Source organism: Deinococcus aquatilis DSM 23025 (assembly GCF_000378445.1).
Taxonomy (GTDB): Bacteria; Deinococcota; Deinococci; order Deinococcales; family Deinococcaceae; genus Deinococcus; species Deinococcus aquatilis.
On the sequence record NZ_KB899696.1, the window covers coordinates 89,581 to 101,913 of the forward strand.

Sequence of the window (12,333 nt, forward strand, 5' to 3'; positions counted from 1 at the left end):
TAGGCTGATTGGCTCATATCGGCAGGGCAGGCGACCCTTCTGTTCAGGGTCAGGCGAGACTGTTCTGGAATCCGGCGCGATCCGTATTACACTTGTGCCACATGGCACATGCAACTGACGGGCAACTGTACTCCGCTTGGATGGACTTGCTGGGCTGGCTGGACGCCGAGGCTACGGCGCGTGGCCTGACCTTCACCAAAATTGCCGATTTTCCCGATTACATCTACCGCATGGAGCGCCCCTACGACCTGCCCACCACCGTCATGAGCGTCAGTGTGGGCACGGGCGGGCAACCGCTGTTGGTGGCCGCTGTCAGCCCGCGCCATGTGGATCTCAAGGGAATCAGCCTGCGCCTGATGGGAGGCAGCAAGCACTGGCATCTGCACGCCGGGCCAGAAGGCGGCCTCTGGGAAGGCAAACGCGCCTTTACGCGGGAACGGCTGGGCCTGCTGCTGGCGGGGGCGGTGCAGGGCGTAGCGTAGAAAAGCGGGTAGTGGTCAGTAGGAAGTGGGAAAAGAGAAGGGCAAAACACCCAAACTCAATGGGGTTTTGCCCTTTCCACTATCCACTGACCACTCCCAAGTTTTAGATCACCGTAAAGGCGAAAAACCCCGCCCCCACCCCCAGCAGCGTTCCAATCCCCACTTCCAGATAAGTGTGGCCCAGCAGCACCCGCAGCGGTAGAGGCGCAAATCCCTCGCGCACCACGGCCCGCAGTTCGTCTACGAGTTCGTTGAGGAGGCGGGCCTGCATGCCGCTGCTGTGGCGTACCCCGGTGGCGTCGTACATGACGATCAGGGCGAAAACGGCGCTGGCGGCAAACAGCGGGCTGCCCACGCCCTGCGTCAGGCCGATGCCCGTGGTCAGGGCCGCCACCATGGCAGAGTGACTGCTGGGCATGCCGCCCGTTTCCATAAAGGCAGCGGGCCGCCAGCGCCGCTCTATCAATAGGATCAGGAGGACTTTGAGAACTTGCGCCCCCGTGGAGGCCAGCACAGCCGTCAGGAGCCAGCGGTTTCCGAGAAGTTCAGCGAACGTATTCACGCGGCGTTCAGTTTAGCGGGTGAAAAGAATTGCACTCTGTTCCAGTTTGCACAGGTCAGCCTGAACTGCGGGCCACCGCCTGCGTTTCTGCCGCTGTGACCGTATTCGCCAGCAGTTGCGCGATGGTCAGCGGCCCCACGCCTCCCGGCACTGGGGTCAGTGCGCCCGCCACCGCCGCCACGTCCGGGTGAACATCGCCCGTCAGGTGGCCTTTGCCGTCCGCGCCGACGATCCGGTTGATCCCCACATCCACGACGGTCGCTCCGGGCCTGACCATCTCGGGCGTGATCAGGTGGGCGCGGCCCACGGCGGCGAACAGCAGATCGGCTTCCCGCGTCACTGCGCCCAGATCAGGCGTGCGGCTGTGGGCAATGGTCACGGTGGCATGGGCATTGAGCAGCATGGCTGCCAGAGGTCGCCCCACGATGTGGCTGCGGCCCACGATCACGGCCCGCGCCCCGGCCACCGGAATGCTGTAGTGGCCCAGCATGTACATGATTCCGGCGGGGGTGCAGGGAGCCAGCACCGGGCGGCCCGCCCACAGCTCGCCCACATTCACCGGATGAAAACCGTCCACGTCTTTACGCGGGTCGATGGCGTGCAGCACAGCCTGTTCGGACACATGGGCAGGCAGGGGCAACTGCACCAGAATGCCGTTGACGGTGTGGTCGGCGTTCAGGCGGGCCACCAGCGCCAGCAGTTCGGCCTGCGAGGTGGTTTCGGGCAGCGCGTACACAGTGCTTTGCAGGCCCACTTCCCGCGCTTTGCGGTCTTTGCCGCGCACATAGCTGACGCTGGCGGGATCGTCACCCAGCCGCACGATAGACAGGTGCGGGGACGACTCCAACCGGGCTGCGCGGGCGGCAGCGTCGGCCAGCAGCGCGGCGGCGGCGGGCGGCCCCGGCAGTGGCCGAGCAACGTTCGGGCCAGCAGCGCTCAGACCCGCTGAGGCGTCGGTCACTCGTCGGCCTCGGCTTCCGCGCCGCCTTCTACGCTGGGCACGGCAGGTGCGGTTTGCAGGGTGCGGCTCAGGCCCGCCAGCACACCGTTCACGAAGCGGCCCGAATCGTCGCCGCCGAATTTGCGGGCAATTCGCACGGCACTTTCAATGACTGGAGGGTGCGCCGTGCCCGTATACATCATCTCGAAGGTGGCGAGGCGCAGCACATTCAGGTCGGTCTGGGCCATCTGATCGAAGCTCCAGCCCCGAATGGTCTGGCGCAGGGTCTGATCGATGGAATCGCGGTGCGTCACGAGACCGTCCACCAGTTCGCGGGCAAACGTGACGGCGTCTGGGGCCAGTTGCGGAAAGGTGTCGTCGCCCTCGCGCATTTCGCCCTCTGCACGGGTAAACACGTCGCTCAGGGGCAGGTCGCCCCGATCCGCCTGAAACAGCGCCCTGAACGCAAATTCACGGGCAGCGCGGCGCGTGCCGACAGGCTGATTGGCCTTCTCACGGCGGCGGGTCAAGCGTGGCCTCCTTTGGGCAAAGTCACGTCTAGCACAGTCACGTTGACGGCTTTCACTTTCAGACCGGTCATCAGTTCTACGTTTTCGCAGACGGCCCGCTGGGCCTGCGCGGCCAGCCCGGTCAGGTTGCGGCCAAATTCGATGTTCAGGCCCACATCGACCGTCACGGCCTGACCTTCACGGGTCACTTTCAGGGCGCGGGGGCGGCGGGGATTGCCCTGATTTCGCAGCACTTCGCCCACATTCAAAGAAGCGTGCGCCACTTCGATGCCTTCGATGCCTTCCAGCGTGGCCTGCGTGATATCGGTCAGGACGTTGCGGCTGATTTCGACTTCGGGTTGAGACGGTTGGGGGGGGTTGTTCGCCATGCTTGATGCCTCCACGCGACCCGCAATCACCGGGGCCGCCAATAGGCACAGTGTATAGGCACAGCGCCGTATAGGCGCAGCGTCAGGGTGGGCACAGATGGGCATGGGTTAGAGCTGGATGCGGGTTGTAGGCCAGAGGGAATGGAAAACGCAGGGCGGATGAAGGGAGAAAGAGTTGCGAATCTTGGAAAGGAAGCTGGAAGCCTGCCAGACCGAGCCGCGTCATTTTAACTGTGAATTAACATACATCCCACATTGTAATCATGTCACTATATCTGCTTGATGCCGGGTGGTGCGCCGTTTTCTTCACCTTAGGCGGTGCTCTGCCTGGCCCATCGACGGGAGGATTTGTTATGTCAAAATTAATGTTTGCCGCCCTCGGTTCCGCCCTGCTGCTGAGTTCCTGCACCATGATGCAAAGCAGCAGCGCCCTGAAATTTGATGACACCAAGTACACTGCCGGTTCCGTTACGGTAGACGGCAAGACCTACAAATACCGCGCTTATACCGTCGTCTACGTGACCAATCCAGTAGACACGAAGTATCAGAGCATGAACATCTATGTGCCCGAGGAGTACTTCGATGGTCAGGGCAGCGGGAAGTACACCGCCCAAACTGCGCCGATCTTTCTGCCCAATCAGGTGGGCGGGTATCTGCCTGCCGAACCCGGCAACATGACCCGCAGCGGCATGGGTGGCGGCCCTGCTCCAACGGGTGGTACGGCTCCAACAGGCGGCACAGCGACCACCGGGGCTACCACCGGAGCAACTGTACCGAGCGGCACCGCCCCAGCCTCCACTTCTGCCATACAGGTGGCGCTGTCACGCGGGTATGTGGTGGCCGCACCCGGCGCACGGGGCCGCACGCTGAAAACCGAAAAGGGCGAGTATTACGGCAAGGCTCCCGCCGCCATTGTGGATTTGAAGGCTGCCGTGGCCTACCTGCACTTCAATGACGCCCGCATGCCGGGGAACGCCGGGAAGATCATCTCGAACGGCACGAGTGCGGGCGGGGCACTGTCGGCCCTGCTGGGGGCCAGCGGAGACAACCCCGACTACCTGCCTTACCTGAAGGCGCTGGGCGCGGCTCCGGCCAGCACCAGCGTATATGCGGTATCGAGTTACTGCCCGATCACCAATCTGGATCATGCCGACGCCGCCTACGAATGGCAATTCAACGGCGTGAACAACTTCCAGACCATGCAGTTTTCACGAGATGCCAGTGGTCAGATGGTACGGAGTATGGTCAACGGCACCCTCCCCAGCGACCAGATTGCCGTCTCAAACACCCTGAAACCACAGTTTACGACTTATCTGAACAGCCTGAATCTGAAAAACAGTGACCAGCCCCTGACCCTGGATGCCAGCGGCAACGGCAGTTTCAAGGCATTTGTGGCGTCCTGGATGGCCCAGTCAGCGCAAAAAGCACTGGACAGTGGAACCGACCTGAGCAAGGCCACATACCTGACGATTCAGAACGGCAAGGTCACTGCCGTAGACTTTGACGCTTATGCCCTCGCAGTGGGACGGCAAAAAACCCCCACCGCCTTCGATGGCCTGAGCCTGAATACGGGTGAAAACCAGCTCTTCGGCACATCCACGGCGGACAACCAACACTTCACCGTGTTCGGGAAGGCCAACAGCAAGGTCAGCGGTACGCTCGCTGATCCGCAAACCGTGAAGCTGATGAACCCCCTCAATTACATCGCCACTTCCGGCACCACCACGGCCCAACACTGGCGTATCCGCCACGGCACGGCAGACAAGGACACGTCTCTGGCTATCCCGACCATCCTTGCCACGAAACTTCAGAACAGCGGCTATGACGTGGATTTCTGGATGCCCTGGAACCAGGGACATGGGGGCGACTACGACCTGAGCAGCCTGTTCGACTGGGCCGACAGTGTCTCAACCAAGTCCTAAACCCTGAGCGACATGAATGAGAGTGCCTCACCTGCTCTGTGATGATGCACTCCCACCACCTACACCCCTTTTTCTTCCAGCAGCGCCGCCAGCCCCGCCTCATCCAGCACCGGAATTTCCAGTTCCTGAGCGCGGGCCAGCTTGCTTCCGGCATCGGCTCCGGCAATCAGGTAACTGGTTTTGCCCGTGACGCTGCCGGTCACGCGGCCCCCGGCGGCTTCCAGCGCGGCCTTGATCGCCTCGCGGGGCTGGTTCAGCGTTCCCGTGATCACAAAATTCAGGCCCTTGAGTTGATCGGTACGCAGCGTGGCTTCTTCCACCGGATTCAGGCCAGAGTCGCGCAGGCGGCGAACCATGTCCTGCATGTTGGGGTCAGAGAGGGCAGCGGTGACGCTCTGCGCCAGCGTATCGCCCATGCCGGAAATCGCGCCGATCTGTTCGGGGGTGGCGGCCAGCACACCATCCAACGTGCCCAGTGCCCGTGCCAACGCCTGAGCATTGCGCTCGCCCACGCCGCTCATGCCCAGCGCGTTGATCAATCGCCACAGCGGGCGGGTTTTGCTGGCGTCCAGTTGCGCCAGAATGTTCTGGGCCTTCTTGTCGCCGCTGCGGTCCAGAGCGCTGATCTGCTCGGCGGTCAGGGTATACAGGTCGGCGGCGTCCCGCACCAGTCCAGTTTCGATCAGTTGGGCCACCAGCTTTTCCCCGATGCCGCGCACATCCATCGCGCCTCTGGATACGAAATAACGGATGCGCTCGAACTGTTGGGCGGGGCAGGCCGGATTGGGGCAGTAGGTATTGGCGTCGCCCTCGGTTCGCACGGCTTCATGGCCGCACTGAGGGCAGTGCGTGGGAAAGGCGTAAGGCTGCGTGCCTTCGGGCCGTTTTTCTACCAGCACGCGCATAATCTGCGGAATCACGCCGCCCGATTTGCGAACCACCACCGTATCCCCGATCCTCAGATCCATATCGCGGATGTAATCCTCGTTGTGCAGCGTGGCGCGGCTGACCGTGCTGCCCTCGATCAGGCGCGGTTGCAGGTAGGCCAGCGGGGCCAGTTTTCCGGTGCGGCCCACGTTCACCACGATCTCTTCCAGAATGGTTTCCACTTCCTCCACCGGAAACTTATAGGCAATGGCCCAGCGCGGCGCACGGCTGGTAAATCCGGCCTCGTTTTGTAGATGCAGAGAATCGAGTTTCAGGACGGTTCCGTCGGCGTCAAACTCGAAATTGGCACGGTTGGCGATCATGCGGCGGTGGTAGTCGGCAGCGGCGTCTATCCCCGTGAGGTGCTCGGAATAGCGGCTAACTGGAAAGCCCCGATCCGCCAGCCACGCCAGCACTTCCCCCTGGGTCTCGGCCTGCACGCCGTCGCGCTTGCCCAGTGCATAGAAGATGGCCTTGAGGTTGCGGGTGCGCGTCACCTCCGGGTCTTTCTGGCGCAAGGCTCCGGCGGCCCCGTTGCGCGGATTTTTGAGCAGAGGCGTGCCCAATTCCTCGGCCTGCGCGTTATAGGCGGCAAAATCGGCGCGGCTCAGGTAGACCTCTCCACGCACTTCCAGCTCTCCACTCAGGCCGGGCAGGGTGGTTGGAATCCCCGGTACCGTCTGCACCTGCGCCGTCACAATTTCGCCGGTGACGCCGTTGCCGCGTGTGGCCGCCCACTGCAATTCCCCGTCTCTGTAATACAGATTCACGCTCAGGCCGTCTATTTTCAGTTCGCCCGTAAAGGTGAAGGTGTCGGTATCGGCGGGCAGGTTGAGTGACCGGGCCAGCTTTTCGCGCCATTCACCCAGTTCGGCGTCATCGAATACGTTGTCCAGACTGGTCATGGGTGTGGGGTGATTCACGGGCTGAAAAGCGCTGCTGGGTGCGCCGCCTACTGCCTGCGCCGGACTGGTTCCCGCCCCGGCAAGGTCGGCAGCCCACTGGGGATGCGCGGCTTCCAGAGCACGAAGCTCGCGGGCCAGCGCGTCATATTCGTTGTCCGGGATCTCAGGTTCATCCTGTTCGTGGTAGGCCCGGTTGTGGTGATCCACCTCGGCCCGCAACGCCAGATAGCGGGCGTGCAGTACGTCGTTCAGGGTGTCGGAAGGGGCAAGGTCGGAACTCCCGGCGGGCACAGCGTCCATGATGGCAGCCTAGCATTCCGGCCCTCGGCGGCCCAGCGCAGAAATGTAAAGCCGCATTGAGCAACACAGAGCCGGGACAGATTGCAAAGCTGACCAACTTAAAGAAATCCTAAAGAACGCCTCAGCAGTCCCTTCCCTTTTTGCTCATCCACGTCAGGCTCACGGTGACCCAGGGCAGGGTCTAGACACAGGGCAGATTGCGTATACTCTATCTAAGCATTCCGTTTAAACCAAACCCCGGAGGATCACCCATGAAAACCAGTTCCATCAAGAAAGGCCTGACTCTTGCCCTTGCCCTCAGCACCACCCTTGCCGCCGCGCAGGGAGCCGTTCGCGTGGGCATGGCCTACGACGCAGGCGGAAAAGCCGACAAGAGCTTTAACCAGAGCGCCTACGAAGGCAGCCAGCGGGCCTCCAAAGCCCTCGGCATTCAGGTCAAAGACTTTGAACCCAGCGATCCCAGCCAGGTCATTCAGGGCATCCGTTCGTTTGCCACTGAAGGCTTCGACCTGACCATCGGCGTGGGCTTTGCCAACAACGCCAGCATTTCTCAGGTCGCCAAAGAGAACCCCGACCTCTACTTCGGACTGATCGACGACGTGAGCGCCGCCAAGAACGTCGCCAGCCTCGTGTTCAAGGAAGAAGAGGGCAGCTACCTCGTGGGCTACCTCGCCGCGATGAACAGCAGCACCGGCGTTCTGGGCTTCGTGGGCGGCATGGACATCCCCCTGATCCACAAGTTCGAAGCGGGCTACACGGCGGGCGCCAAAGCCGCCAACCCCAAGGTCAAGGTCTACGCCCAGTACGTCGGCACCACCCCCGACGCCTGGAACAACCCCGGCAAGGCCAAGGAAATCGCGGCCAGCATGCGTTCTCGCGGCGCTGACATCATCTTCGCGGCAGCAGGCGGCAGCGGCAACGGCGTCATCGACTACATCAAGCAGACCCAGTGCCTCAAGGCAGGCAGCCTGCCCAGCGGCGTAAAGTTTGCGACCAACAACTTTGCCAACGTGGGCAAGAGCGCCAGCTACAAGAACGCCTGCGCTGGCAACACCCGCCCCATGTTCTTTATCGGCGTGGACAGCAACCAGAACTACCTCGGCGACTTCGACAAGAACCCCGCCACGTTGAACCACGGCCTGACCTCCATGCTCAAGCGCGTAGACAACGCCGTCTACGCCCTGATCAAGGACGTGAAGGGCGGCAGCTTCAAGGGCGGAGAGCGCCGCTTCGGTCTGAAGGAAGGCGGCGTGGGCTACGCCGTGGACGCCTACAACAAGGGCCTGATCAGCAGCACGCAGGTCGCCAAGGTCGAAGCCGTCAAGGCCCAGATCGTCAGCGGCAAGATCAAGGTTCCCAACAAGTAAATTTCAGCGCAGTAAGTTTCAGTTTAAACAGGGCGGCCTCTTCGGGGGCCGCTTTTGTTCTGGGGTGTGGGAGGTGGGGTATGGAGAGGAAGTGTAGAGGGCGGAGAGCAGAAAGACCAAAGTGCAAGGCCCGCAAATTTCTCGGCGGGCCTTGATACGCGAAGGTGATGCAGTCGGCTAGCGGCTGCCCACTTTCACCCGTTTTTCCAACTGATCAGTAAACAGCGTCATAACTGTGGTCAGGGCCAGGTAGACAGCGGCCACCGTCGTGAGCACCGGAATCGGCTCAAAGCTTTCGCTGCTGACCCGTGATCCAGCCAACGTCAGTTCCAGTAGCGCAATAGAACTTGCCAGAGAGGAGTCTTTGAGGAGGGCCACGAGGTTATTGACCAACGGCGGCACCACGATTCGCAGTGCCTGAGGCAACACCACCGTAGACATAGTTTGCGCCCCGTTCAGACCAAGGCTGCGGGCGGCCTCGCCCTGTCCGGGGGGAATGGCAAGAATGCCCGCCCGGATCACTTCGGCGTTGTACGCCCCCACGTTCAGAGACAGCGCCACCACCGCAGACCAGAACTCGTTGAGTTCGATGTCGATGCCGATACCTTTGAGAAGTGGCGGCACAGCGTTGTAGACGAACAGAATTTGCACCAGCAGCGGCGTGCCCCGCACCAGCCAGATAAAAATGCTGGCGGGCAGACGTACCCACCACAGCGCACTGGTTCTCTGAATACCTGCGATTACGCCCAAGATCAGCCCAATCAGGCCGCTGACCACGGTGAGTTGCAGGGTCATCCGTGCACCTTCTACAAACAGATCGGCACGCGGGCCAATCGGATCGGGCATCTGGCGCAAGATGACTGTAATCAGTAAGAAGAGCAGCAAGAAGGCGGCGGCGGCTCCCCCGAACCACAGCAGGAGGGTGCCGCCGCCCATAGGCTGCTGACGCGGCGTGGCTTTGGGTGTGGTCATGCGCCCACCCACAGGAGGTCAGGGCAGAAACGTGATCCAGTCAGGTTTTGCATTGGTTGAATGATGTCACATCTGCTACAGATAAGGAGCTGTTTGGCTGAACATCTTCTGGGTTTCCGCTGCATTCAGTGACCTCGACAGGCGAAAGTTAGGAGCAAGAATATTGACGCAGACCAGAGGGCGGCCTTTCCCAGCGCCGCCCTCACAAACCCCCATCGGGATTGTCAACTGTTTTCAGGTCTCAGTTTTTGCAGCGCACATCCTGACCGAAGTATTTGCCGCTGATCTTGGCGTAGGTGCCGTCGCTCAGGGACTTGGTCAGTGCAGCGTTCAGTTCCTTCAGCAGGCTGGAATTGCCCTTCTGCACAGCCATGCCGATCCGCTCATTGAACAGCAGCGCACCCTGCACAACCTTGCCTTTCTGCGCCTTCACCAGTTCGATACCGGTGAATTTGTCGCCTACCCACACATCGGCGCGGCCCGCCATCAACGCAGCCTGCGCGTCGGTGTCTTTGGGGAAGGTCTTCACGTCTTTGACGCCGGAAACTTTCCGCACGTTTTCGAGGTAGGTGGTGCCGACCTGTACGGCCACCGTTTTGCCGCTGAGGGCCGCTGCGGTCATGGGGCCGCCGGGCTTGGTCACGATGGCACCGCCCGTGCAGTAATGAGGACTGGCGAAATCCACCGCTTTGGCCCGCTCAGGCGTGATGCCGTGGCTGGCAATGACGAAGTCGTATCGATCGCTTTTCAGGCCGATCAGCAGGTTATCGAAGGGTTGCGTGACCCACTGCACTTTCAGGCCGAGACCCTTGGCGAGTTCGTTGGCAAGATCGACCTCAAAACCGGTCAGTTCCTTGCCCTTCAATACGTTGAAAGGAGGAAACGCGCCTTCAGTGGCAATCTTGATAGTGCCGCTCTTCTTGATATCGGCCCAGGTGCGGGCCTGTGCAGTGCTGGCAAGCAGGGCAAGGGCGGTGAGGGTCAGGAGGGCGGTCTGTAGAGGTCGCTTCATGGTTCTCCTTAAATGAATCACGTCTTCCCTGTGTGGGAAAGCGGGGTGGTTGAGATGCGGCAGTCTAGCGCCAGATGAAAGCCGGGTAAAGGCAAGCCGGATGAGAAGCCGACGCCGGGCCAGAAACGCTGGATCAGACCCACAGTCTCAGATGCAGCACAACAAAACTGCGCCGCCCTCCGGTGGGGAGGCGGCGCAGATCAGAGCAGTTTCAGAACAACTGAAATCAGACTTTATTGAGGGCGACGGGAACGGCAGCGGCGCTGCTGGACACGCCAGGGTACTCGTAACCGAGGTTCAGCGTGTCGGCCTGACCGCGCTTGCCGGTAGGCGTACCACGGTCGATGGCGTCTTCGCTGGTCATGTCGAACGCGTGCAGGCGGGTCTGGTCGATCAGGAGATCAATGTCGTCGCCGGGCTGAACGATGGCCTGTCCTTCGACCTTACAGGTGAGGTGCTGGCCTGCCACATCGATGATCAAGTCGGTCTGTGCGCCCAGAGGCTCCACGACCACGACTTTACCGCGCAGCACGTTGTTGCCGCGAGGAATATCGGTCATGCCGACCACGCCGATATGCTCGGGGCGAATGCCCATCGCCACGTCCTTGCCTTCGTAGGCTTTCAGCGAGCGGGCAAGCAAGCCCATCGCGGCCACGCGGCTTCCGCCCAGTACGAATTCGCCGTTGGTCACTTTGGCCGTCAGCAGGTTCATGCTGGGGCTGCCGATAAAGCCTGCGACAAACTTGTTCTTGGGGAAATCGTAGAGGTTCATGGGCGTATCGACCTGCATGATCACGCCGTCGCGCATGACGACGATGCGGTTGCCGAGCGTCATGGCTTCGACCTGATCGTGCGTCACGTAGATGATGGTCGCCCCGAGGCGGCGGTGAAGCTGGCTGATCTGCGAGCGCATTTCGACGCGCAGCTTGGCGTCGAGGTTGGACAGCGGCTCGTCCATGAGGAACACTTTGGGTTCACGGACGATGGCACGGCCCATCGCCACGCGCTGACGCTGACCGCCCGAAAGCTCTTTCGGCTTGCGGCCCAACAGGTGCTCGATCTGCAAAATTTTGGCGGCGTCACGGACGCGGCGGTCAATCTCTTCTTTGGGCGTCTTGCGGAGCTTCAGGCCGAAGGCCATGTTCTCGTAGACGTTCATGTGCGGGTACAGAGCGTAGTTTTGGAACACCATCGCGATGTCGCGGTCTTTGGGCGGCACATCGTTCACAATGCGGTCACCGATCTTCAGCACGCCGTCGCTGATGTCTTCCAGGCCAGCCACCATGCGCAGGGTCGTGGACTTACCGCAACCCGAAGGCCCGACGAATACCATGAATTCACGGTCTTCGATGTGCAGGTTGAAATCCTTCACTGCGTGATGCTTGCTGCCGTACCGCTTGTTGATGTGCTCCAGGATGACTTCGGCCATGAGTGTGCCTACCTTTCGCCCCTGCTCTTGTCCGTGAATGGTGCCTCTGCGCGTGGGCAGAAACGGGCCGGACAACCGGGGTACGCTGAACGAGAATCCGGGGTTTACGTTGTTGCCGTGCTGACCCGTGAAGTTTACCACGCCGGGCAGGACTTTGGGTGTGGACTTGGTCTAGATCGGCCTCTGACGGGAGGTGGGACGGAGGCACCCCCGCCTCCGCCTAAAGTCGGTTTCCGCCCTCATCTGCGCCGCCTACACTGGGGATATGAGCTTTGTCCGCAAGCCCCGGCCCTATTCTTCGGGTCTGACTTCTTCTGGATTTCCCTCTGGATTGAATTCTTCTGGTCTGGGGGCCACGCCGACGCCTCCCAAACCCGCGCGGCAGCGGCGACCCCGGCCCGAAAAAACTCCATCTGCGCCCCGCCAGCCGCGCTCTTCCTGGGCCACAGCAGTCACGGCGCTGGCCGTGCTGGGCATGCTGCTCATCTCCATCGTGGGCGTGTCGGGCCTTGCCAATCAGGTGTGGCAGGCCGCGCAGTTCAGGTCGGCGGCGGCGGGCGTATCGGATGTGGTGCGGTGATCCGGGCCGCAACGTTGCCCACCTTCAGGACGTATTA

The 12,333-nt window shown here is 61.5% G+C and carries 12 protein-coding genes; 4 read left to right on the forward strand and 8 right to left on the reverse strand.

Annotated features, from left to right (window positions below):
- Positions 1 to 101: 101 nt before the first annotated feature.
- Positions 102 to 482 carry an NADH-quinone oxidoreductase subunit 15 gene (locus F561_RS0101710; protein WP_019008205.1) on the forward strand — a complete coding sequence of 127 codons (381 nt, stop codon included), beginning with the start codon at positions 102 to 104 and terminating at the stop codon, positions 480 to 482.
- A 103-nt stretch (positions 483 to 585) separates the two neighbouring features.
- Here F561_RS0101710 and F561_RS0101715 read toward each other — a convergent pair whose 3' ends face one another.
- Genes F561_RS0101715 through F561_RS0101730 form a run of 4 tightly spaced genes read right to left on the reverse strand, consistent with a single transcriptional unit; the run spans position 586 to position 2,882 of the window.
- Positions 586 to 1,044, reverse strand: coding sequence for a divergent PAP2 family protein (locus tag F561_RS0101715; RefSeq protein ID WP_019008206.1), 459 nt, complete (start codon positions 1,042 to 1,044; stop codon positions 586 to 588).
- A gap of 55 nt (positions 1,045 to 1,099) precedes the next feature.
- Positions 1,100 to 2,005 (reverse strand): bifunctional 5,10-methylenetetrahydrofolate dehydrogenase/5,10-methenyltetrahydrofolate cyclohydrolase, encoded by a 906-nt coding sequence (locus tag F561_RS0101720; RefSeq protein ID WP_019008207.1) that lies wholly within the window; start codon positions 2,003 to 2,005, stop codon positions 1,100 to 1,102.
- Positions 2,002 to 2,514, reverse strand: coding sequence for a transcription antitermination factor NusB (nusB, locus tag F561_RS0101725; RefSeq protein ID WP_019008208.1), 513 nt, complete (start codon positions 2,512 to 2,514; stop codon positions 2,002 to 2,004). Before nusB ends, F561_RS0101720 begins: the two co-directional genes overlap by 4 nt.
- Positions 2,511 to 2,882, reverse strand: a complete 372-nt coding sequence (locus F561_RS0101730) for an Asp23/Gls24 family envelope stress response protein (RefSeq protein ID WP_019008209.1) — start codon at positions 2,880 to 2,882, stop codon at positions 2,511 to 2,513. Before F561_RS0101730 ends, nusB begins: the two co-directional genes overlap by 4 nt.
- A 353-nt stretch (positions 2,883 to 3,235) precedes the next feature.
- Here F561_RS0101730 and F561_RS0101735 point away from each other — a divergent pair, with 353 nt between their 5' ends.
- Positions 3,236 to 4,804, forward strand: coding sequence for a subtype B tannase (locus F561_RS0101735; protein ID WP_026298521.1), 1,569 nt, complete (start codon positions 3,236 to 3,238; stop codon positions 4,802 to 4,804).
- 59 nt (positions 4,805 to 4,863) lie between these two features.
- Here F561_RS0101735 and ligA read toward each other — a convergent pair whose 3' ends face one another.
- Positions 4,864 to 6,936, reverse strand: a complete 2,073-nt coding sequence (gene ligA, locus F561_RS0101740) for an NAD-dependent DNA ligase LigA (RefSeq protein WP_019008211.1) — start codon at positions 6,934 to 6,936, stop codon at positions 4,864 to 4,866.
- A gap of 266 nt (positions 6,937 to 7,202) precedes the next feature.
- Here ligA and F561_RS0101745 point away from each other — a divergent pair, with 266 nt between their 5' ends.
- Positions 7,203 to 8,303: a BMP family lipoprotein gene (locus F561_RS0101745; protein WP_026298522.1), complete on the forward strand. Its 1,101-nt coding sequence runs from the start codon at positions 7,203 to 7,205 to the stop codon at positions 8,301 to 8,303.
- A gap of 177 nt (positions 8,304 to 8,480) precedes the next feature.
- Here F561_RS0101745 and F561_RS0101750 read toward each other — a convergent pair whose 3' ends face one another.
- The 3 genes from F561_RS0101750 to F561_RS0101760 all read right to left on the reverse strand — a co-directional run bounded on the left by F561_RS0101750 (position 8,481) and on the right by F561_RS0101760 (position 11,716).
- The gene (locus tag F561_RS0101750) at positions 8,481 to 9,275 is read right to left on the reverse strand and encodes an amino acid ABC transporter permease (protein ID WP_026298523.1); all 795 of its coding nucleotides are present in this window, start codon (positions 9,273 to 9,275) and stop codon (positions 8,481 to 8,483) included.
- Between the two features lie 241 nt (positions 9,276 to 9,516).
- Entirely contained in the window at positions 9,517 to 10,287 is a 771-nt protein-coding gene (locus F561_RS0101755) for an ABC transporter substrate-binding protein (protein ID WP_019008214.1), read from the reverse strand.
- Positions 10,288 to 10,513: 226 nt separating this feature from the next.
- The gene (locus F561_RS0101760; protein WP_026298524.1) at positions 10,514 to 11,716 is read right to left on the reverse strand and encodes an ABC transporter ATP-binding protein; all 1,203 of its coding nucleotides are present in this window, start codon (positions 11,714 to 11,716) and stop codon (positions 10,514 to 10,516) included.
- A 265-nt stretch (positions 11,717 to 11,981) separates the two neighbouring features.
- Here F561_RS0101760 and F561_RS0101765 point away from each other — a divergent pair, with 265 nt between their 5' ends.
- Entirely contained in the window at positions 11,982 to 12,296 is a 315-nt protein-coding gene (locus F561_RS0101765; RefSeq protein WP_026298525.1) for a hypothetical protein, read from the forward strand.
- The last annotated feature ends 37 nt before the right edge of the window (positions 12,297 to 12,333 follow it).